A 21,779-nucleotide genomic window follows, 5' to 3' on the forward strand; every position below is an offset into this window, starting at 1 on the left:
ACAGGTTATGCACCAAGCTTGAAGCTTGCGCTGTACCTGTGGGAGCGGGCGTGCCCGCGAAGAGGCCGGCAAGGCTAGCCAAGCATTACCTGCCTGATCACTCCCGCCGCGTAAACTCGGTCGCCTCACCCCCACCCGCATCCAGCTGATACACCCGCGCCGGTCGCCCCTGTTCATCGAAAAACACCTGCCCCAACCCCGCGCCATTCCACAACCGCTCGCCAGCCTTGCTATGGCTGGGCGTACGGGGCACCACCTGCATTTCCCGCCGCTTGGTAAACCAGTTGAGCGGCGAGCGCGGCGCATACAGCCAGCGGTTGAGCCGGTCGAGCACATCCAGCAAGCGCCGCGGGAATTCGTTCTTGATCCCGCTGCTGGTTACCTGCCACAAGTGCGGGCTGCGCTGGCGGTGGCGAATCAGCACTTCATAGACGAACGAGTAATGCACATCGCCGGACAGCACCACGTAGTGCCCCGGCGTGCGCGAGTGGCGGAAGATGTTGAGGATGACCTGCGCTGCACCGCGGTGGGCCATCCAGTTCTCGGCATCCACCAGCAGCGGGTAGCCCAGCCAGCTGAACAGCTTCTGCACCGTCTCGATCAGCTTCACGCCAAAAATCGGCGCAGGCGACACGATGATTGCCGACGGGTGGTCCAGCAATGCTTGCTGCAACTCGCTCAGCGCCTCCCAGTCGAGCAGGCCGGAGGGCTTGGCCAGGCTGCTTTCGCTGCGCCAGCGGCGGGTACGGGTGTCCAGCACCAGCAAGGGCGGGTTGGTGGGCAGGCTGAACTGCCAGCCCTGGAAGCGCAGCAGCGCGCCAATCAATTCATCCTGGGTCTGGCTGTTCAATGTCTGGCATTGCCCGACCAGGGGCTTGCAGCCCTGCGGGTCGTTACCCCAAGCCTGGCACAGCAGGTAGCCGAGCAGGGCATTGCCGATGATCCGCCGCGAGAAGGGGTGACCGTAGGCGGTTTCTTCCCACTGCGCCGAGAGGTTCCAGTCGTCGGTGATGTCGTGGTCGTCGAAGATCATCAGGCACGGCAGGTGGGCCATAACCCGCGCTACCTGGCCGAGGCCGTCGGCAAACGCCTGGATCAGCGGCAGCTCCTGCCGGTAGCGGGCCTGGCGCGGGGCGGTGAGCCCGTTGGGCATGTCCAGGTTCACCAGCTGCCAGGGCACTGGTGACCACACCAGCAGGTACATGGCCATGACCTCGGCGAAGGTCACCAGGTGGTTGTCGGCGTTGCTGGACGAGAAGATCGGCTTGCGCTTGCCGGCAAAAAAACGCTCGCGCAGGGTTTCGTTGCGTTCCTGCGCCGGCAGCAGGTCGGCGCGGTGGTAATAGCAGGCCGGGTGCTGGTACAGCGCCTGGCTGTCGGGCACCACCGCGCCCTCCAGTTGCTCGTCGAACAGGCCCAGGCGTGCAATCAGGCTGTGGATGGCGCGCAGCATCGGGCCGGCGACATCGTCGGCATAGACCTGGTCGCCGGTCATCAGCAGCACGGCGGGGCGGTCTGCGGGGTTTTCGCAGGCCTGCAGCAGGCGGTCGGCGCATAGCAGGCCGTCGGCGGCCGGGTAATGCGGCTTGCGGCAGGAGCCGTGCAGCAGGTGGTCGAGCCGATCGCGCAGCACCAGGCTTGGGCGATCGGCGCCGGTGTAGAGCAGGTGCGGCGCCCAGCCGGCGATGCCCTGGCCGTTGATGAGCAGGTCATAGTCGAGCAACTGGTTGCAGGGCAGGGGGTGGGTGAAGTGGATGTCCAGCAGGTGGATGAAGGCGTGCTGGCCCACCGCGACCACCTGGCAATCGACCTGGGCCTCGCTTGCCGGAAAGATGAATTCGGGTTGCAGCGGTTGCGTGGCGACCAGCCAGATGGCCAGGCGCTGGGGTTCCAGGCGGCGCAGTACCGGGCCGGCGAGTACGAGGGGCAAGGGGGTAGGGGAGGTCATCGACAGCTCGGGTGGCTTCTCGGGCCTCTTCGCGGGTAAACCCGCTCCCACAGGTACAGCGCCAACTTCTGGCGTGTGGGGATCCCTGTGGGAGCGGGTTTACCCGCGAAGAGGCCCTGGAATTCAATACACATCTAAGGCCAGGTAAAACAAAGCGGGCGGAAAATGCTGAACACTTCCCGCCCGTCAGGCAAACCCGAAATGTATCAGGCCTTGTCAGCCATCAACTTCTCCAGCTTCTCCTGGTCCCGCGCGAACTGGCGAATACCCTCGGCCAGTTTCTCGGTACCCATGGCATCTTCGTTCATGGCCCAGCGGAACTGGCTTTCGTTCAGCTGCTGCTTGGGCTCGCCGGCATTGCCCGGCTTCAGCACCTGTGGCAGGTCGCCCTGGTCATCGCTGAGCTGCTGCAGCAGCTCTGGGCTGATGGTCAGGCGGTCGCAGCCGGCCAGCTGCTCGATCTGGCCGATATTGCGGAAGCTGGCGCCCATGACCACAGTGTTGTAGCCGTTGGCCTTGTAGTAGTTGTAGATGCGAGTGACCGACTGCACGCCCGGGTCTTCTGCGCCTACGTATTCCTTGCCGGTGCTCTTCTTGTACCAGTCGTAGATACGGCCCACGAACGGCGAAATCAGGAACACCCCGGCATCGGCGCAGGCCTGGGCCTGGGCGAAGGAAAACAGCAGGGTGAGGTTGGTCTGGATGCCTTCCTTCTCCAGCTTTTCGGCGGCGCGGATGCCTTCCCAGGTGGAGGCCAGCTTGATCAGCACGCGGTCGCGGCCAACACCGGCGGCTTCGTACAACTCGATCAGCTTGCGCGCCTTGGCCAGCAGGGCGGGTTCATCGAACGACAGGCGGGCATCGACCTCGGTGGAGATACGCCCCGGGATGACCTTGAGAATGCCCGAGCCCACAGCCACCGCGAACTTGTCGCAAGCCAGGTCGACATTACCCTTGGCATCGGCCTTGACCTGCCTGAGCAGCTCGGCATAGCCCGGGATGGCCGCAGCCTTGAGCAGCAGTGACGGGTTGGTGGTGGCATCGACCGGTTTCAGGCGGGTGATGGCGTCCAGGTCCCCGGTGTCGGCGACCACGGTGGTGAACTGCTTGAGTTGTTCCAGCTTGGAGGTCATGGGCGTGCTCTGTCCTGTGCAATGACTCGACATTACCCGAGCCCCGACGGCCACTCAAGGGCCCGCGAAGCGCGGTGCGAAAGGTGAACCTTCGAGTCGCAAGCGGCCCTGAGGTTCCGTATCTGATTGCAAGGGCCACTGTGGATACAACCGGCTTACACAAAACCCGGAAGTTTGCGCGATCCCGGTGGGAGCGGGTTTACCCGCGAACACCGGCGAAGCCGGTGCCATGCACCGCGTTGTCTTCTTCGCGGGTAAACCCGCTCCCACAGAATCTGCATATGTCTGAACTCCGGCAGCATTCTGCGGGAGGGCTGGCTTGCCGGCGAGTACGCCCGCCTGCTGAATCACCGCCCCTGTAACAACTCCACCGCCTGGTCGAACACCGCCAACGGCTCCGCCGCCTTGTGGATATCCGCCGACAGCAACTGGCGGAAGCGCCGCGCCCCCTTGAACCCTTGGGCCAGCCCCAGAATATGCCGGGTAACGTGGTGCATCGCGCCACCACTTTCCATGTGCGCGACAATATAAGACCGCAACTGCGCCAGCGCCTCGCTGCGGCTGACCACCGCCGCCTCGCTGCCGAACAGCTGCTGGTCCACCTCGGCCAGCAGGTAGGGGTTGTGGTACGCCTCACGCCCCAGCATCACCCCATCGAAGGTTTCAAGGTGTGCCTGGCACTCGGCCAGGGTCTTGATCCCGCCGTTGAGCACGATCTCCAGGTCCGGGAAGTCCACCTTCAACTGCGCCGCCACGTCATAGCGCAGGGGCGGAATCTCACGGTTCTCCTTCGGCGACAGCCCTTCCAGGATCGCGATGCGCGCGTGCACGGTAAAACTCCGGCAGCCTGCCTCGCGAACCTGGCCGACGAAGTCGCACAGCTCGGCGTAGCTGTCGCGGCCATTGATACCGATGCGGTGCTTGACCGTCACCGGGGTCGATACCGCGTCACGCATGGCTTTCACGCAATCGGCCACCAGCGCCGGGTGGGCCATCAGGCAGGCGCCGATCATGTTGTTCTGCACCCGGTCACTCGGGCAGCCGACGTTGAGGTTGACCTCGTCGTAGCCGGCCTTCTCGGCCAGACGGGCACAGGCGGCCAGGTCGGCCGGCACGCTGCCGCCCAGTTGCAGGGCCAGCGGGTGCTCGGAGACGTCGTGGCGCAGGAAACGGTGGGCGTCGTTGTGCAGCAGGGCACCGGTGGTGACCATTTCGGTGTAGAGCAGGGTGTTTTTGGAAAGCAGACGCAGGAAGAACCGGCAGTGGCGGTCTGTCCAGTCCATCATCGGTGCAACGCTGAAGCGACGGGAAGGCTCAGAGCGCGTGGTTGCTGGGTTAGAGCCTAGTTTTGTGGTCATAACGTTCAACGTGTCTTGTACCAAATTCAGCAGTTTCGAGGGTGTTTGCAGCAAACCGAGAAGCTCGACGTAGCAAAAGTCGGCGGCAGGAGATCGGTGATTGCCAGGGCAGGCGGTTAGTTTACCAAGAGAGCTGGCTATCCGTCTGGACTCGATCTATGCGCAGCCCTGCAGCCTTCTGCCCAGATTTGCCACCAGCCAACCTACTTGAGCGGCACGTAGATATCCGTTTGCCATTGCTCCAGCGGCGTTTCCGGATACACGCTCAAATAGTGAAAGAACAACGGATGGTCACGCAGTTCCTCGTTGCTCGAAGGCAGCCAGTCCCGATAAAGCGGATAGATGGTTTCGCCAATGTAGTCAGGCGACCCGATATGCCGGATCACGGCGCAGCGGCCCGCTGGGATGACGCGTTCGTGCACGCCGAAATCATTGGGCTGCACGGCTTCTTCTATCTCGCCACACACGGCGAAGCGAAAGGCGTGCGCCGGGGTGGTGTCGGGGTTGTCGTAGGGAATGCCGAAGGTTCGGCTGCTGGCCACCGGTGACTGGCCGCTCTGGATGCGCCATTGGCGAAAACGCGCAACGCTTTCACTGACCAGGCTGGGCGCCCCTTGGTGTTCGAGCGCGGCCACATGGGTTTCGGCGAAATCCACGATACGGATCTGCATGGTGATACTCCTTGAAAGATGAGGAACAACGAAAACCGCACTCCAGGCCTGCCAGTTCGGGGCCTTGGCGAATACGCTCGGCGCCATGCCAAACGCACGCTTGAAAGCCCTGGAAAAGGCTTCGGGGCTTTCGAAGCCGGCGCCGAAAGCTGCTTCCAGTACGGAGATGGCCGGCGAGGCGACCAGTTGATGCGCCGCGCGTCGCAGCCTCATCAGTTGCACATACCGTGATACCGGAATGCCGATGTATGCCGTGAACTGCCGATGAAAGTGAAAGGCCGAGAAATTGGCGATGCGGCTCAGGGCATTTACCGACAGGTCCCCTTCGAGGTGGCTGTCGATATAGGCAAGCACGGCTTCGAACCGTTTTGCGTAGGTTGGGTTGTGCTGTGAGTCAGTCAACGAACGGATTCTCCGGAAGGTGCGGTGAGCGCTAGCATCCGTTGTTCAGGCATGGAGGTGCCTAGCCGTGATTGCTCTATCAAGGATTGTCTTGACCGTGCTTTGGATGGCCCGGCGTTGCCAATGTGTGCGGGTGAGGGCAGTGGGGTGAGTACCAAGGGGCAGCAAAATCGACATGAACGTGTTTCTGCTTCCTGGGCAGGAACGGGGTATCAAGTGTGCCCAGTGCTATCGAAACCCAGTCGGCAAAGTCGCCTTGGGAACGTGACCAGAACAAAGTCGAGCCGCACTCGGCGCAGAACTCGCGCACTACCGTCGGCGAAGAGGCAAAGGCTTTGATGCTGCAGGTGCCGCGGAGGATTCGCAGCCTGCTGCGTGGAACGCTGCCGTAGGAGGCGAAGGCTGCCCCGTGGCTTTTGCGGCACTGGCTGCAATGGCAATGACTGACTGCCTTGGGAGGGGTCAGTAGCAGGTAACTGACCGCTGCGCACAAGCAGCTTCCTTCGTATGTTTCGATCACTGGCGCTTCCGTGCAGGTGGGAAGCGCCAGCGTAACTGCCCTCGCATGATCAGTCGACTGGGCGCAGCGTGTAGTTCACCCCTCGGACCTTGTCTGCAAGGTGGTACTCCCTGTGTCGGTCGAGGGTACCGGGCGCTTGCATAAAACCGCTTGAGTAAATAAAACTGATTTACAATTGCACCCCCGTTTTTTTGCCGAGGCTGACGTTTCGTGGATGCCCTGCCGCTTTTCTCTGAGCACCTTACCGATTGGGTGATCACGCCCGTTACCGAGCAGTTTCTCGGCATTTTCAATATGAACGGCCGTTTCGGGGTCTTGTTTCTTTGCATCTCCTATGGCGCAGCCTACGGCCTGTTCCGTTTCAGGAAGCGGCGCGGCCTGAGCGACGCCCAGTCGTTCTGGCAATTCATCGGCGGCGCCCGGGTACATCTTCATCCCTCGGCGCTGCTGGACTACCGTTACTACTTCGTGCGGGCCATCCTCAAGGTTGCGCTGGTGCTGCCCGTCGTCCAACTGGTCGACCCCTACATCCTGCGCTCCGGCGATTACCTGGCCTTTTTCAACAACCTCTGGGGCGCGCGCCCGCGCCTGGGCGAAAACCTCGCACTGTCCTTGCTCTACGGGTTGGGGGTGTTCCTGCTCAAGGACTTCATCCATTACTGGGCGCACCGGGCCTTTCACTCCCGCTGGCTCTGGGCCTTTCACAAGGTCCACCATTCGGCGCCCGTGCTGGTACCGGCGACGGCGAGCCGGGTGCATTTCGTGGAAAAGATCGTCGAGAAACTGAGCACCGGCATTTGCATCGGCCTCTACGCCGGATGCTTCTGGTACCTCTGCGGCGGTGAAGTCAGCCGCTACACCCTGTTCGGCGTGACCTACCTGGTATTCATCTTCAACAGCCTGGCGGCCAACCTGCGGCATAGCCATGTCTGGCTGTCGTTCGGCCCGCAACTGGAACATGTGTTCAACAGCCCGGCCCAGCACCAGATCCATCACAGCGACGCCCCGCGCCATTTCAACCGTAACTTCGGCACCAACCTGTCCCTCTGGGACTGGATGTTCGGCACGCTCTATGTCACCACGTCAACGCCTGAAAGCATCCGCTTCGGCACCAGCGAGCAGGACCACCAGCGTTACCTGACGGTCTATAGCCTGATCGTCACGCCCTTTGTCGAAACCGGCCGCAAGGTCCTGGTGAAGTGCCAGCGCAAGGCTGTGCTCGGCGCGTCCGGCAGGGCGGGTCGTTAGCTGATCCCGTGTTTGTTGCGAACGACTGACCGCTCAGGCGGGGAACTGGGCTATCCAGTGCCTGGCAATCTCTTCGCGTCGGCAGACCCGCACCCCGTGGTGGCCCTGCACGTAATCGAGAAAGCGCGCCAGCGCCATCGCACGACCAGGATGGCCACTGATCCGCCCATGCAGGCCCACGCTCATCATCTTCGGGTGGTGCGCGCCCTTCCGATGCGGCCGACTTTTCGGTTTGGCAGGTGATCAGAAGTCGTAGAGCTGGGCGGGGTTGTCGCGCAAGATCAGGGTCTGGGTTTGCTCCTTTGGTGCCCAGCGCATCAGCAGGTCAAGGACCTGCGCATCGTCGGGTTTCTGCTCGGCGGCAAGCGTCGGGTGCGGCCAGTCGCTACCCCATAGCATGCGATCAGGGCGATGACTGACCAGTGCAGTGGCGACTCGGCCGACGTCCTCGAACAGCGGTGCTCCCATTTTCGAGCGAAGATAAGGTGCCGACAGCTTGATCCATGCCCGGTCGGTGTCCAGCAGCCGCACCAGTGCGGCGAAAGCTGGCGACTTCAGCGCTTCTGGCTGTGGTACATGGCCCATGTGGTCGATAACGATCCTGCCTGGCAAGGCCAGCAAGCGCGGGGCAACCTCGGGCAGCAGCGGCCCGGTAGCGACCTGTACGTTCCAGCCCAGTTCGCCGACCCGCGCGGCCAGGCTTTCCAGCCCATCGAGCGCCTGGCTGCCGACGCTCAGGTTGAAGCGGATACCACGCACTCCTGCCTGGTGCAGTTCGGCAAGTTCTGCGTCGGTAATCCCATTGGACACAACCGCCACACCCCGGGCATCGCCTCGGCTGCGCAACAAGCCATCGAGCATCACCCGGTTATCGGTGCCGTAGGTCGATGGCGTGACGATGACCATGCGGCGGATGCCCAGGCGCTGCTGCAGCTTGCGGTAATCCTCCAGCGAGGCATCCGCCGGCAGCAGGGTAGCGCCGGGTGCGGCCGGGATGCGGCTGTCATAGAGGTGCATGTGGCAGTCGATGGTACCTGCGGGCGGCGTCAGGCGCGGGTGCGCATCGCCCTTGCTGAAGGGCACGTCGGCCATGGCGCCCATGGAGGCGACAGCGCCCAGTGCACCGGTGGCCTGCAAGAATTGACGACGAGACAACGTCATGGATATTCCTCGTTTCTTGTTGTTGTGAAATGAGGATGCCCACGTTCCTGAGGCAGGAAAGTGGGCATCGAAGTACGGCTTTTGCGGCTTATTTCGCGCTGAGGGCGCTGGCTGCCTCGGCTTGCTCGCGCTGGCGCTTGCGGCCGATCACCAGTACCGCGACCCCGGCCACGGTACACAGCGCGGCCAACGGCATCAGCGCCAGGGAGTAGCTGCCGGTGGCATCGTGAATGGCGCCGTAGGCATTGACCATGATGCCTCCGCCAATCAGGTTGGCCATGGCGCCCACGGCTGCCAGCCCCGCAGCAGCAGTCGAGGAAGACAGCCAACCCGACACCAGCGCCCAGAACGGCCCTTTCATCGAGTAGGCGCCCACCAGGACCATGGTCAGCATCATCACCGTTGCCGGCAGGGACGAGGTGAACAAGGTCATCAACAGGCCCGCCGCGATCAGCAGCATGGTCATCGCCGTGTGCCAGCGACGCTCGCCGCTGCGGTCGGAGCTGCGACCCCAGATGATCATCAGCACAGAGGCAACACCGTAAGGGATGGCATTCACCAGGCCGATTTCCAACGAGCTCAGGCCGAATGTCTTCAGCAGTTGCGGGGCCCACACGCTCATGGTGCTGCCTGCAGCTGAAGCGCCCGAGTAGATCAGTGCCAGTACCCAGATGTCTTTGTGGCGCAGCAGCTTCCACAGCGAAATATGGCCGATGGCGGTCTTTTTCGAGGCTTCATCAGCCAGGCGCTTGGTGAGCCAGCCGCGCTGCTCGTCATTCAGCCACTTGGCCTGCTCGGGGCGGTCGGTAAGCACGAACAGGCAGGCGATGCCCAGCAGTACGGCAGGAATGCCTTCGAGAATGAACAGCCAGTGCCAGCCACGCATGCCCATCCAGCCATCCAGGTTCAGCAGCAGGCCCGACAGTGGCGAACCAATGAAGTTGGCGGCAGGGATCGCCACCATGAACAGCGCCACCATGCGCGCGCGGTAGGCAGACGGCAGCCAGTAGGTGAGGTACAGCAGCACGCCCGGGAAGAAACCGGCCTCGGCAGCACCCAGCAGAAAGCGCATCACGTACAGTGAATTGGCACCCTGAACGAACGCCGTGCCTGCCGAGATCAGGCCCCAGGTGATCATGATGCGGGCTATCCAGATGCGTGCCCCGTAGCGTTGCATGGCCAGGTTGCTGGGCACTTCGACCAGGAAGTAGGCAAAAAAGAACAGGCTGCTGGCGAAGCCGAACACCTTTGCCGTGAGCTGCAGGTCCTCGTTCATCTGCAGGGAAGCCATGCCGATGTTGCCCCGGTCGATGATCGCGATCAGGTAGCAGACGATCAGAAAGGGCAGCAGTCGCCAGGCGATACGGCGCATGGTGCTGCGTTCGAGTTCATCCGGCAGCGATGTTGCTGAAGTCATGGTGCTCTCCAATTGTTTTTTTTCTGGAGTGACGCGTGTGAACGTGCCCCGCTCACGAGAGGCACGCGAGGGGTGCGATCAGCTGGCGAAGAGGTGGCGGTTGACCACGCAACGCGGGTCCAGAGCATTACCCGCCCACACATCGAGAACCTGCTTCAGCGCTACCAGGCCTACCCGTTCGCGGGCCTCGGTGGTGTTGGCACCGACATGCGGCGTGGCGACCAGTGTCGGCAGGCCCCACAGCGGGCTGTCGGCAGGCGGCGGCTCGGGGCTGAAGGTATCCAGGCCGGCACCGGCGATGCGGCGTTCGCTGAGCGCTTTTACCAGGGCGTTGGTGTCGATCAGCTCACCACGGGCAGTGTTGATCAGGATGGCGCCTGGGCGCATGCGCTCGAGCTGGGCAGCGCCAATCAGGTTGTGGTTGGTCTCGGTCAGCGGGCAGTGCAGGCTGATGATATCGCTTTCAGCCAGCAGGCGATCGAAATCCTCTTCACGCTCGACGTGCGGGCGCTCCGGCAGCTGCTTGAGGTAGGGGTCGAACACCTTGACCTTCATGCGCAGTGGCGCCACCAGGTCCATGAGGATGCTGCCGATCGAGCCCAGGCCGATAAGCCCCAGGGTTTTGCCCGACAGCTCCATGCCGTTGGCCGAGGATTTGTCCCAATGCCCGTCACGCATGCGCGCATCCAGCAGTGCGGTTTGACGTGCCACGCTGAACATCAGGGCGAAGGCCAGCTCGGCCACCGACTGGGCATTGGCGCCCAGGGCGATCGATACCGGGATGCTGCGGTCGGCGGCGGCCTGGAGATCGATGGTGTTGTAGCCCACGCCGTGCTTGGCGATCACTTTCAGGTTGGCTGAAGCGTCGATCATGGCGCGGGTCAGTTTGCCCTGGCGTACCACGATGGCATCGGGCTGTTCAGCGCGAATGATCGCCTCCAGTTCTGCGGCGGGCAGGTAGGGCGTAGTGGGGACGATTCTGACGCCCTGTTCGGCGGCAAGGTTCATGGCCTCGGCAGCAAGCTCAGGGCCGGTCAGCAGAATGGTACGGGACATCGTGGATACCTTGTTCTTGTCTGGGGGCGGTTCGGGCGCAGTCTGCCGCGCATCTGCGGCAATGGGCTAAACCCTATCATAATGAAACGCTGTTGCAAGAAAATTAAGATGATCGTCGATAGCAGTCTAAAAAAGGCGATAAAAATCCGTTGTCACGATCTTAATGAAATGCCATTCTAAAAAACAGATTCGGCAGCCGCCGACGACATCGAATAACACCAAGAGAGGTATGTCACATGAGCATTGGCTTCCAAGTGCTTGAGCGCGCACGTAAAGTCGGTGATGAGTGGGTTGCACGTTATCGTGAGGTTCCGGTTGCCAACGTCAGCGATTCGATGAACCGGATGACTGCAGGTGGTGCCCGCCTGCGCCCCATGCATCGCGAAGGTGTGCTGTGCGGCCCGGCCTTGACAGTTAAGGCGCGCCCAGGTGACAACCTCATGCTGCATTACGCGATCGATATCGCTCAGCCGGGCGATGTGATCGTGGTCGATGCCGGTGGCGATCTGACCAACGCCCTGATCGGTGAAATGATGGTGGCTTACGCGGTCAAGCGTGGCTTGGCCGGTATCGTCATCAACGGCGCCATTCGCGATGCAGCCAACATCGGCGCGGGTGACTTCCCGTTGTTCGCTGCTGGCGTTTCGCACCGTGGCCCATACAAGGACGGCCCGGGCGAGATCAATGTGCCGATTGCCATTGATGGTATGGTGATCGAGCCAGGCGACCTGGTGATCGGTGATGACGATGGCCTGCTGTGCGTGCCTTACGACCACGTCGCTGAGGTCTATGCTCGCGCCACCGCCAAGCACACTGCCGAAACCGCACAGATGGAACACATTGCCCAAGGCACCAACGACCGTTCCTGGGTCCTGGAGTCCTTGAAGAAGAAAGGCTGCCTGCTGCCAGGCTGATCCAGCATGCGCTGCGCACCTTGCGATGGGGTGTGCAGCGGCTGTTGGGTCGGTGTCGGTCGCGGGTTCTATTGAGGATTCGCAGACTTGTCCGATTCATCGTCACCGCATCGCAAACGTTGGCCCGCCGCCGTGCGGGCGCTCGCTCATCGCAACTTTCAGATCTATTTCGCCGGCCAGGGTGTTTCCACCCTGGGCAAGTGGGTTCAGCAGGTTGCATTGGCCTGGCTGGCCTATCATCTGACCGGTTCTGCCGTACTGCTGGGGCTGATCACCTTCCTTTCGCTCGCGCCGCAATTGCTCATCGGCCCGTTGGCGGGAGCCTGGATCGATCGGCATGACAAGCGCCGATTGCTGATCATCGTGCAACTTATCCTGATCGCGCAGTCGCTCGTGCTGGCGCTTGCAACCTGGCGCAACTGGATCGATGGTCCGTTCATTGCTGCCATGGCATTGCTGCTTGGCTTGCTCAATGCCTTGGAAACCCCTCTGCGCCAAGCGCTGATCGGCAGTTTTGTCGACGACCCGGCCGACCTGCCGAACGCGCTGGTGCTCAATGCCATGTTGATCAATGCCGCACGGTTCGTCGGCCCGCCATTGGCCGGTGGGCTCATTGCCCTGGCCGGCGAGGCGGCCTGCTTCGCCCTTACTGCCGTGGCTTTCATGGCCTTGCTGGGTGGCTTGCTGAAAGTGCGCGGCACTGCCGGCCCAAAGGCCAGTGGCTCAACCGCGCAAGTGTTTCGCGAAGGGTTGTTGTATCTGTGGCAAACGCGCAACGTTCGCCAGTTGCTGGTCAACGTGATCATGGTCAACTTGTTGGCATCCTGCTACGCGGCACTGCTGCCGATCCTGGCCAGGGCCGTGTTCGCTGGCGATGCGCGAGTGCTTGGATGGTTGTGGGGGGCGGCAGGCGCGGGCGCGTTCGTGGCCACGCTGGTGCTGGCGGTTGGCGGTGCATTGCCTCGCCTGCGCCAGTTCACCGATGCTGGAGCGCTGCTATGCGCGGTTGCGCTGATCGGTTTGTGGATGGCGGGTGCGCTGCCACTGGCGCTGCTGGCGCTGGGCGTTCTGGGTTTCGGCATCACCCTGAGCAATGTCAGTACCAACATGCAGCTGCAAAGTGGCGCACCCAGCCATTTGCGTGGCCGGGTGATCGCTTTCTATATTGCCATGCGCTTCGGCTTCGAAGCTTTGGGCGGCATGGCGGCGGGGCTGATCGCGGCCCGCTGGGGAGCGCCGGCGACCTTGGGGGTCGCCGGAGGGTGCCTGGTGATCGGGCTGTTGGGTCAATACGGCATGCGTCGTCGCAGCTGAGCGGTCAGATTGTCTGGCCTTGGCCGTGAGGCGTCTGCTGCTTGGCGGGGTCGCCCAGCCAAAGCATCAGGCAGGTGCCGACCAGCAGGATCGATGCAACGGCAAAGAACGGCATGCTGAAGCTATGAGTGGCGTCCTTGATCAGGCCGATCAGGAACGGGCCTGTGAAGCCGCCCAGGTTGCCGATCGAGACGATCATCGCCAGGCCGCCAGCGGCGGCACGACCAGTCAGGAAGGTCGAAGGTATCGCCCAGAACGTGGCCTGGAATGACAGGATGCTCGCCACCGCCACGCACAGGCTGGCGATCTTCAACACCGGCTGGTCAAGCAGGGCGGCGGCCACCAGGGCCACGGCGGCCAAGGCCAATGCGCTGACCACATAGGGCAGGCGGTGACGGCTACGGTTGGCCAGCCGTGCCCACATCGTCATCGCCAGTGCCCCGAGCAGGTAGGGCAGGGCGACCACCAGGCCGACCACGCCGCTATCGATGCCCAGGCCTTTGATGATCTGTGGCAGCCACATGCCTATGCCAATCGAGCCGACGATGCAGCAAAAGTTGATGGCCGCCAGGGTGAACACCTTGGGGTTGGTCAAGGCTGCGCGCAGCGTATTGCCATGAGACGCACCGATGGCCTGTTGTTCTTGGGACAGGCGCTGGTCAAGCCAGGCTTTCTCTCGCGGGTTGAGCCATTTTGCCTTGGCCGGGGTATCGACCAGCACGAAGAGGCAAGCGATGCCAAGCAGCACGGCCGGCATCGACTCGGTGACCAGCAGCAGTTGCCAGTTCTTCAGGCCCAAGACGCCGTGCTGTTCCATCAGCCAGCCGGACAGGGGCGAGCCGATGATGTTGGCCGCAGGAATGCCCAGCAGGAAGGCGGCAGTGGCTTTCGCCCGCCATTTGCCGGGGAACCAGTAGGTGAAGTACAGGTATACGCCGGGCGTGAAGCCCGCTTCGGCAAGCCCCAGCAAAAAGCGCGCAATGCTGAAACTGATAGGCCCGGTGGCGAAGGCGGTGGCCATGGAGATCAGCCCCCAGGTGATCATGATTCGCGCAATCCACACCCGTGCGCCGAAGCGCTGCATCAGCAGGTTGCTGGGGATCTCGAACATGAAGTAGCCGAAGAAGAACAGGCCGGCTGCCCAGCCGAACATCGTCGCGGTAAGGCCCAGGTCCTGGTTCATGCTGATGGCGGCGAAGCCGACATTGGTGCGGTCGAGGTAGCTGATCACGTAGCAGATGAAGATGAACGGCACCAGGCGCCACAGCACGCGGCGCATCAGGCGTTCGCCCTCGGCGTCGCTGAGCGGCGCCTGGGCAGCGGGGGTTTCGTGGGTCATGTCGTCACTCTTTTGTAGTTGTTGTGTGCCCTGACAGGGGGCTGGTTCAGCTGTGGGAATACATTGGCAGCCCAGGCGCAGTGGTGCGCACCTGCAGAATGCTGCCGGTTTCGGATTCGGTGATGTACAGGGTCTGCCCGTCATTGCCGCCGAAGGCCAGGTTGGTGTTGCTGATGCCTGCGCAGGAGACGATGCGCTGCAATGGCTCGGCGACTTTCGACAGCTTCCATACCGAGCCGAAACCGGTATGGGCGATGTACAGGTTGCTCTGCGCATCGAGGGCCAGGCCGTCGGGCCCGCCCAGGCCGCCATGCAACTGGGCGAAAACGCCCACCTTGCCGATGATCGAGCCGTTGCCCAGCGGGATGCGCCAGATCTGTTGCGCGCGTGTCACTGCCACCAGCAGATGATTGAGGTGCGGGTCGTAGACGATGCCATTGGGGCTGGGGATAGTGCCAAGCAGGCAGGTCAGGTTGCCGCTGGCGTCGAGCTTGTACACGCGACCGCTGGCATCCTGCAGCCCGGTCTGGCCTTGGTCTGTGAAATACAGGTCGCCGTTGGGCGCGAACACCAGGTCGTTGACGCCTTTGAAGCCTTCCGAACCAGCCGAGTCCAGCAGTGCTTCGATAGCACCGGTATCTGGGTCGAGAAGCATGATCCCGCGCTTGTAGTCGGTAATGAAGATGCGTCCGTCCTGGTGAATCTTCAGGCCGTTCGGCCAGCCATCGTACTGACACACCAGTTCCCATTCGCCCTGCGGCGAGATGCGGAAAATTCGCCCGTTGGGAATGTCGGTCACGTAAAGCCGGCCTTGACGATCGAATGATGGGCCTTCGAGGAACGAGTCGATGGCACGGCCCTGGCGGTTGGCATTGGCCCAGGCAGTCGGGCGTGGGTCGCGGAAGCGGTCGGGCAGGCGGGTGAATACCGTGGTCTCCACGGTCGGCGGGGCAGCAAAGAAGCTCATGGGCGCTCCTGTAGGGCCGGGGACGCCTGGGCGTCCGATTGTTGTTTTGATGTATTTAATGCAACGACGTTGCAAAATAAAACAAAATCGGACGAAGAGTGAAGCTGTTTTTGCGGTGATTTCTGTTTTTTAGGGTCGGCTAGCGTTGCTCGTTGACGAGGTTGCGATAATCTGCCTCCATATAAAGAAATGCCGTTTCAAAATAACAACAACGATCCTTTGGAGTCTCTTGCTTGAAATCCCTACCTTCCATCTGCCGCATTGCCTTGGCAGCAGGCGGCAGCGTCATAGGCTTGTCTGCCCAGGCCGACCTGTTAGGTGACAGCCGCGCGAACTTGTCGATGCGCAATTTCTACTTCAACAGCGATAACCGCGACGGCACGGCGCAGCCCTCCAGAACCGAGGAGTGGGCGCAAGGCTTTCTGCTCGACCTGCGCTCCGGTTATACCGACGGTGTGGTTGGTTTCGGCGTGGACGCCACGGCCATGCTGGGCCTTACGCTGGACAGCGGCAGAGGGCGGCATCAGGGCGGTAGCATGATTCCTTCCGATGGCGATGGCGCAGCTGACCGCTGGAGCAGCGCCGGTGCCACCGCCAAGATGAAGCTGAGCCAGACCGAGCTGCGCGTGGGGCAGCTGATGCCCAGGTTGCCGATACTGGTGGCCTCTGATGGCCGGTTGCTGCCGCAAACCTTCCAGGGCGTGCAATTGCAGTCCAGTGACATCGATAACCTCATGCTCATCGGCGGGGCGTTGAACCGCGCCAGGGGCCGGGCTTCGACCGACCTTACCGGCATGGCCGTAAACGGCGGCACTCAGGAGAGTGACCGTTTCAACTTTGTCGGTGCCGACTACCGCGCCACCAAAACGCTGCTGCTGCAGTATTACGCCGGGCAACTCGAAGACTACTATCTGCAGCAGTTCACCGGCCTCAATCACACCCTGTCGTTGACCGATGACAGCTCGTTGACTACTGACCTGCGCTATTTCCGCACCCGTGCGGACGGCGCCAACGGCAGTAGCTCAGGGCGTAGCCAGGGCTATACCGTTGGTGGATACACCAAGGGTGGTGATGGTGAGATCGACAACGACCTGTGGAGTGCGGCGTTCACCTATCGTTTGCGGGGCCACTCGCTGACCCTGGGTTATCAGCGTGTTTCCGACGATAGCAACTTCGTGCAGATCAACCAGGGGTCGATCGACAAGGGGGCTGGTGGCAGCAGCCTGTATCTGTGGACGGACAAGATGCTGCTCAGCTTCACGCGCGCTGGTGAGCGTACCGGGTTTGCCCAGTACGGCTATGACTTTACTGCCAACGGCATACCTGGGCTGAAGGCTTCGGTGATCTATTTGAAAGGCGACCACATCCAGGCAGCCGCTGGCGCCGAACAGTCGGAGTGGGAGCGAGACTTCTCGCTGGACTACGTGATCCAGGGCGGCACGTTCAAAGGGCTTGGCGTGGCCTGGCGCAACGGCAAATCGCACAGCGAGGCAGCACGCAATGGTGACCAGAACCGCCTGATCATCAACTACACCCTGCCGCTGTTCTGAGCATCGGCCAGCGCAGCGAAAGGGGTCGCATCGGCTGTAAGGTTCGCTGATTGCCAGGTCTGCAGATATTTGCCCCATACGACAGCGATCAACCTCTAGCCAGCAGGCGCAGGTACATTGCCCTGCTGGCTTTTTTTACTTTGCACGCGCAGCGCATGCTACGTTGGCGGGGGCCGACCGTTGTCGGATAATGAGGTTTTTCCGCCCTTGCGTACAATCGAGGGCTTCGATCCTGTGAGGTTTTGCAAATGGTGAAAGCGCGGCCGCGTCCAGCGGTAAATGGTGTGGCATCGGCAGACCGTGTTTTGACCGTGTTGACCGCGTTTCAGATAGGCGACTCTGCGCTGAGCCTGGTTCAGCTGGTTGAACGTACCGGCCTAATCAAAAGCACGATCATGCGCTTGATGGTGTCTCTGGAAAACCATGGCTTCATCACGCGCATGGCTGACGGGCGTTATCAGCTAGCCAGTGAAGTCATGCGGTTGAACACGGTCTATCAAGAGGCGCTGGACCTCGAAAGGCATGTGATGCCACGTTTGCATGATTTGGCTGAAAAGTCAGGTGAGACCGCCTCCTTCTATGTGCGTCACGGTGCATATCGGATGTGTCAGTACCGTGTTAACTCTTCTCATCGACTTCGCCTCAACCTTCAACCCGGAGACATGCGTCCGATGGATGAAGCAGCAGGGGCACAGGCCTTGCGCGCTCCTTATCAAGTCGGCATTGCATTGCAGAAACCTTTCTATTCGAAGGGAGCCACCGACCCGCATGCGGCTTCAATGGCACTGCCCATCTACGGAGCGCAACAGGAACTGATGGGAGCCCTTGTAATTTCGGGACCTGCGAGCCGTTTGACGGAAGAATATGCTGAAAGCCTCAAAACCATGTTCTTCGAAGCTGCACGTGATCTGATGCGAAGCCTGGGCTTCAAGCCTGCGTCATTGGAGCCCGAATCGGTCCAGTAGGTCGAGCGCATGCTCACTCAACCAAGGCCAGCCACGGCGAACGTGCCTGGTAGTCGGCAGCTATTTCCCTGAACAAGCCTGGCCGCGGGTTCAGCTTGTTCATCCCGAGCAGGTCGTTCTGCAGGTCATCCAGGCCATGCGTGCTGTAAAGGTCGCCGGTGCCGATATCGACCCCCGGGCAGGGCGCCTGCCGTCAACATGCAGTGCGGGATATCCAGCCCGTCGGGCTGTGCTGTCGCGTAGAAAACTGAATTCGCAAGCGGTCCGCGTACCCTGTGGGGGCGGCTGACTCAATGAGTTATGTGCAGTTCCATGAGAGTCGGCTTGCCGGCGATGAGGGCGGGTATTGACTACCGAGCTTTGGATCGCTGTCTGCTTTGGGTCGATAGCGGTCAAACTTGAGCCTTTCGATGGCCATCCGGGCTCGTCACAAGCCCGGCGCCACGTGACATTACTGGGGAACGGCAGCGGTAATGATCACTTCCACCAGCAGCCCCGGATCTGCCAGCTTCGCCTCGCCGCAGGCTCGCGCCGGTGCATGGCCGCTGGGTACCCAGGCATCCCATACGGTATTCATCTCGTCAAAGTCTGCCATGTCGGCCAACCAGATGATGGCCTGAAGCAGGTGCTGGCGAGTGGTGCCGGCCTCGTCGAGCAGTGCATCGACCCGCGCCAGGGCTTCTCGGGTCTGTTCCGCCACCGTCTGGCCGGTCTCGCCGACCTGGCCTGCAAGATAGACGGTGTCTCGGTGGATCACGATCTGGCTCATGCGCGGGTTGATCTGTTTGCGCTGAATGGTCATGGGTCAATCTCCTTGGGTCAGAAACGGCGTGAGGAAAACGCGTCTAGCCATGCAGGCGCTGTTCCTTCGATGAGTTGGCTTACCAGTTGCCCTGTTACCCCTGCCAGTGTCAAACCAAGGTGCTGATGACCAAAGGCGTGAATCAGGCGCGGTTCGTTCGGCGAGACGCCAATGACCGGTAGCGAGTCCGGCAGCGACGGGCGAAAGCCCAGCCAGCGCCTCGCCACTGGCTGGCGAAGGCCAAGCACGCGCCGTACCCGTTGCTCCAGGTACTCGTAGCGCCTGGGGTTGGCCGGGTCATTGATCGAACCCAGCTCCACGGTGCCGGCCACGCGCAGGCGACCCGCCATGGGGGTCATGTAGAAGGCGCTTTCGACCGGGCAGCAGGGGCGTTCGAGCAAGGTATCCTCCAGGTCGAACTCGATATGGTAGCCACGCTCGGTATCCAGCGGGATGCGATCGCCCAGTTGCTGCGCGAGGGCGGCAGACCAGGCTCCACCGCACAGCACCACGCGTTCGGCGAGCAGGCTGTGGCCATCGGCGCAGTCCAGTTGCAGTGCATTGCTGCGCCGAACAAGGCGCTGCACGGTGCTGAAACACAGGGTGCCATCGAGCAGCAGTGGCGCAGCCAAGTCCTCGAAGAAGCGTTTTGGATCATCCAGATGGGAGGATTTGGGGAAGAGGATGCCGCCTACCGTCTTGCCGGCAAGTGCGGGCTCAAGTGCTTCGAGTTCGTCGCGACTCAAGCGCTGCTGAGGTATGCCGAAGCGGTCACGCAGCGCATAACCGCCTTCGGCGCCACGCAGGCTGTCCAGGCTGGAGTAGGCATAGATGCAGCCTTTATGGCGCAAGTGCTTTTCGGCCACAGGCGCTTCATCCAGCAGTGGTGCATACCCTTCGTAGGTGTGTTGCAGCAATTGTGCAAGGGCCGTCGCGTTGCGCTGGAAATGATGAGGCCGGCACTGATTCAGGAAGCGGACAAGCCAGGGCATCAAACGCGGCAGGCGAGACCACCGCACCACAAAGGGCGAGTCCGCCGAGAAGAGCAGGCGCGGTATGTCGCGCAGCAGGCCAGGTTGTGCGATAGGCATGCAGCCATAGGGCGCGAATGTGCCCGCATTGCCATAGGAGGCACCTGCAGCGACCGCATCGCGCTCCAGCAACACCACATGGTAACCCTGCCGGCGCAGCCACAAGGCAGTGGCAACGCCGACCGCACCGGCACCGATTACAGCGACTTCACAACGCTCTGGCATCTTCATCTAGGCTTCAGACCCTGTCGAACATATGCAAATGGCCTTGCTGCGCGAAACGGGCAATGACATCCAGGGCCTGGACGAGCTGCGCGCGAGACTTGGCCGCGGAAAGGTTGATGCGCACCGCATTGGGCGACTGGTCATGGCGCAAGCTGAACGCCCCGCCGGGCAGTAGCCCGACGCCATGCTCCCGGCAAAGGCGGGCGAAACGTGACGCGCTCCAAGGTTCAGGCAGCTGCAGCCAGGCATGTGTGCCAACATCGCTGGCCTGGTAATGCAGGCCCTTGAGGTGCTCTGCGAGCAAGGCCTGGCGTTCGCGCAGCTCCTCGCGCTGATGGGCAATCAGTGCCTCGCTGACGCGATCCTCGATCAAGCGTGTCGCGATCAGCGCGTTGAGCGGCGAAATGCTCCAGCAGTCGATGCGCAAGGTGGTGGCGATGTTCTGTACCTGTTCGGGCGGCGCGACGACGAAGCCGATGCGCAGACCCGGTGCGATGCATTTGGAGAGGGCGGTGACATAGAACGTTCGCGCAGGGCGGCGCGACATGAATGTCTCGTCCCTGCGCTCGAGCAACGGGCGATAGACATCGTCCTCGATCAGCCAGAGGTCGTCGTGTGGTGCAAGTACTTCAAGAAGGTCCGCGCGACGATGCGCGTCGAGGGTGATGGCGGTCGGGTTGTGGATCGACGGCACGAGGAACAGCACCCGTGGTGCGTAGGTCGCGATAGCCTCGCCCAGGGCTTGAGGGTTCATGCCCCGCTCATCCCCCTCTACGCCAACCAGGTTCAGCCCCAACGACCGGCACAGGGCGTTGATGCCCTGATAGGTAATGCTGTCGGCCAGCACGGTGTCACCTGCCACTGTCATGGCGCGCAAGATGCAGGCGATGCCGTGCTGGGCCCCTTCGGTGATCACCACATTGCTCGCTTGGGCGGGTACATCCAGTGCACGCAACCAGGTCGCCGCGGCTTCTCGCGCCCAGGGCATGCCTTCGGAAGGGTGATATTCCTTCATCCCGACAAAGCGTGGGTCGCTGGCCAGGCGCGGCAGGAGGGTGGCCAAAGCCTCGGTGTAGGCATCGGTAGCGGGACGGTTGACGCTGAGGTCGATCATGCCGGGCGCATCGCTTGGCGCCGACTGGAACTGCACCTGTACCTGGCGCGGCACCGCAACCTGGGTGCCCCGGCCAGGGCGACTCTCGACCAGGCCTTGCTCCTGCAGCACGGCCATGGCGCGGGTCACGGTGGTGATGTTGATGCCCAGTTCGCCGGCCAGCTCGCGATGGGGTGGAAGCCGTTCGCCCGGACGCAAGGCGCCACTGCGAATGGCTTCGGCAAGGGAGGAGGCCAGTTGCGCGTAGAGTGTCTCGGCGCCGTCGCGTTGCAGCAGCGTATCCGTCTTTAGTGCAGCAAGTAGCTCTTTGAATGGGCTCATGGCCTGATTTTTCCTTGTGCTTATCATGCACGGAGCAGGATAAAAGCTGGGCTTGTCCTGTATTGTTACCCATGACAAACAATATTGACAAGAGATATGTGGGTTGGTAGCTTCGAATTGTACTGCTTGTCATGCATTACAATAATACGAACCCCTACGGTAGGAATTCGCCATGACAGATCAGCCGTTCCACAGCCTGGCGCGCAGCCCGCTTGCATTGCTTCCGGCTCCAGGGGGCCACGGCAGGCGCCCAGAATATCCGGCGTCGCATCACATTTCATCATCCGATGTCTCGTTCGGCGAGGCTCGCTTGTACGGCAACA

At 61.9% G+C, this 21,779-nt stretch carries 18 protein-coding genes and 1 pseudogene; 5 read left to right on the plus strand and 14 right to left on the minus strand.

All coding sequences use genetic code 11. The features are described 5' to 3' along the window. Nucleotides 1–97: 97 nt before the first annotated feature. The 5 genes from MKK04_RS08340 to MKK04_RS08360 form a co-directional block, all read right to left on the minus strand. The gene (locus tag MKK04_RS08340) at nucleotides 98–1,948 is read right to left on the minus strand and encodes an alkaline phosphatase D family protein (RefSeq protein ID WP_241106448.1); all 1,851 of its coding nucleotides are present in this window, start codon (nucleotides 1,946–1,948) and stop codon (nucleotides 98–100) included. 206 nt (nucleotides 1,949–2,154) lie between these two features. After that, entirely contained in the window at nucleotides 2,155–3,081 is a 927-nt protein-coding gene (gene tal, locus MKK04_RS08345; protein WP_063913918.1) for a transaldolase, read from the minus strand. A 347-nt stretch (nucleotides 3,082–3,428) separates the two neighbouring features. Further along, a complete protein-coding gene (dusA, locus tag MKK04_RS08350; RefSeq protein ID WP_241106449.1) occupies nucleotides 3,429–4,439 on the minus strand; it encodes a tRNA dihydrouridine(20/20a) synthase DusA in 1,011 nt (336 codons plus the stop codon). A 203-nt stretch (nucleotides 4,440–4,642) separates the two neighbouring features. Further along, nucleotides 4,643–5,512 (minus strand): AraC family transcriptional regulator, encoded by an 870-nt coding sequence (locus MKK04_RS08355; RefSeq protein WP_241106450.1) that lies wholly within the window; start codon nucleotides 5,510–5,512, stop codon nucleotides 4,643–4,645. Between the two features lie 79 nt (nucleotides 5,513–5,591). Further along, nucleotides 5,592–6,032 carry a GFA family protein gene (locus MKK04_RS08360; protein WP_241106451.1) on the minus strand — a complete coding sequence of 147 codons (441 nt, stop codon included), beginning with the start codon at nucleotides 6,030–6,032 and terminating at the stop codon, nucleotides 5,592–5,594. Between the two features lie 210 nt (nucleotides 6,033–6,242). Here MKK04_RS08360 and MKK04_RS08365 point away from each other — a divergent pair, with 210 nt between their 5' ends. Continuing rightward, nucleotides 6,243–7,280: a sterol desaturase family protein gene (locus MKK04_RS08365; RefSeq protein WP_233694849.1), complete on the plus strand. Its 1,038-nt coding sequence runs from the start codon at nucleotides 6,243–6,245 to the stop codon at nucleotides 7,278–7,280. Nucleotides 7,281–7,313: 33 nt separating this feature from the next. On the opposite strand, the pseudogene MKK04_RS08370 reads toward MKK04_RS08365, so the two are convergent. The 4 genes and pseudogenes from MKK04_RS08370 to MKK04_RS08385 form a co-directional block, all read right to left on the minus strand. Further along, nucleotides 7,314–7,493: pseudogene (locus MKK04_RS08370) on the minus strand (chitin deacetylase); the annotation flags it as partial. A 30-nt stretch (nucleotides 7,494–7,523) separates the two neighbouring features. Next, the gene (locus MKK04_RS08375) at nucleotides 7,524–8,441 is read right to left on the minus strand and encodes an amidohydrolase family protein (RefSeq protein ID WP_233694851.1); all 918 of its coding nucleotides are present in this window, start codon (nucleotides 8,439–8,441) and stop codon (nucleotides 7,524–7,526) included. A gap of 88 nt (nucleotides 8,442–8,529) precedes the next feature. Further along, a complete protein-coding gene (locus tag MKK04_RS08380; RefSeq protein WP_233694852.1) occupies nucleotides 8,530–9,858 on the minus strand; it encodes an MFS transporter in 1,329 nt (442 codons plus the stop codon). A gap of 78 nt (nucleotides 9,859–9,936) precedes the next feature. After that, complete coding sequence (locus tag MKK04_RS08385) at nucleotides 9,937–10,914, minus strand: hydroxyacid dehydrogenase (RefSeq protein ID WP_233694853.1); 978 nt, start codon at nucleotides 10,912–10,914, stop codon at nucleotides 9,937–9,939. 236 nt (nucleotides 10,915–11,150) lie between these two features. On the opposite strand from MKK04_RS08385, the gene MKK04_RS08390 reads away from it, so the two are divergent. Both MKK04_RS08390 and MKK04_RS08395 read left to right on the plus strand, forming a co-directional pair. After that, nucleotides 11,151–11,828: an RraA family protein gene (locus tag MKK04_RS08390; RefSeq protein WP_013971794.1), complete on the plus strand. Its 678-nt coding sequence runs from the start codon at nucleotides 11,151–11,153 to the stop codon at nucleotides 11,826–11,828. A gap of 87 nt (nucleotides 11,829–11,915) precedes the next feature. Then, nucleotides 11,916–13,142, plus strand: coding sequence for an MFS transporter (locus MKK04_RS08395; protein ID WP_230385100.1), 1,227 nt, complete (start codon nucleotides 11,916–11,918; stop codon nucleotides 13,140–13,142). 4 nt (nucleotides 13,143–13,146) lie between these two features. Here MKK04_RS08395 and MKK04_RS08400 read toward each other — a convergent pair whose 3' ends face one another. Both MKK04_RS08400 and MKK04_RS08405 read right to left on the minus strand, forming a co-directional pair. Then, the gene (locus tag MKK04_RS08400) at nucleotides 13,147–14,481 is read right to left on the minus strand and encodes an MFS transporter (RefSeq protein WP_046615878.1); all 1,335 of its coding nucleotides are present in this window, start codon (nucleotides 14,479–14,481) and stop codon (nucleotides 13,147–13,149) included. Between the two features lie 46 nt (nucleotides 14,482–14,527). Beyond that, the gene (locus MKK04_RS08405) at nucleotides 14,528–15,448 is read right to left on the minus strand and encodes an SMP-30/gluconolactonase/LRE family protein (protein ID WP_013971797.1); all 921 of its coding nucleotides are present in this window, start codon (nucleotides 15,446–15,448) and stop codon (nucleotides 14,528–14,530) included. 233 nt (nucleotides 15,449–15,681) lie between these two features. On the opposite strand from MKK04_RS08405, the gene MKK04_RS08410 reads away from it, so the two are divergent. Together MKK04_RS08410 and MKK04_RS08415 are read left to right on the plus strand one after the other, a co-directional pair. Then, on the plus strand, nucleotides 15,682–16,998 hold the full coding sequence (locus MKK04_RS08410; RefSeq protein WP_233694854.1) for an OprD family porin: 1,317 nt from the start codon (nucleotides 15,682–15,684) through the stop codon (nucleotides 16,996–16,998). A 248-nt stretch (nucleotides 16,999–17,246) separates the two neighbouring features. Beyond that, a complete protein-coding gene (locus MKK04_RS08415; RefSeq protein WP_233694855.1) occupies nucleotides 17,247–17,963 on the plus strand; it encodes an IclR family transcriptional regulator in 717 nt (238 codons plus the stop codon). 451 nt (nucleotides 17,964–18,414) lie between these two features. Here the strand turns inward: MKK04_RS08415 and MKK04_RS08420 are convergent, their stop codons facing one another. Genes MKK04_RS08420 through MKK04_RS08430 form a run of 3 tightly spaced genes read right to left on the minus strand, consistent with a single transcriptional unit; the run spans nucleotide 18,415 to nucleotide 21,456 of the window. Further along, complete coding sequence (locus MKK04_RS08420) at nucleotides 18,415–18,765, minus strand: RidA family protein (protein WP_233694856.1); 351 nt, start codon at nucleotides 18,763–18,765, stop codon at nucleotides 18,415–18,417. A gap of 17 nt (nucleotides 18,766–18,782) precedes the next feature. Further along, on the minus strand, nucleotides 18,783–20,027 hold the full coding sequence (locus tag MKK04_RS08425) for an NAD(P)/FAD-dependent oxidoreductase (protein WP_233694857.1): 1,245 nt from the start codon (nucleotides 20,025–20,027) through the stop codon (nucleotides 18,783–18,785). Nucleotides 20,028–20,034: 7 nt separating this feature from the next. After that, nucleotides 20,035–21,456 (minus strand): aminotransferase-like domain-containing protein, encoded by a 1,422-nt coding sequence (locus MKK04_RS08430; RefSeq protein WP_233694858.1) that lies wholly within the window; start codon nucleotides 21,454–21,456, stop codon nucleotides 20,035–20,037. Between the last annotated feature and the right edge of the window lie 323 nt (nucleotides 21,457–21,779).

This window comes from Pseudomonas sp. LS.1a, assembly GCF_022533585.1.
GTDB lineage: Bacteria > Pseudomonadota > Gammaproteobacteria > Pseudomonadales > Pseudomonadaceae > Aquipseudomonas.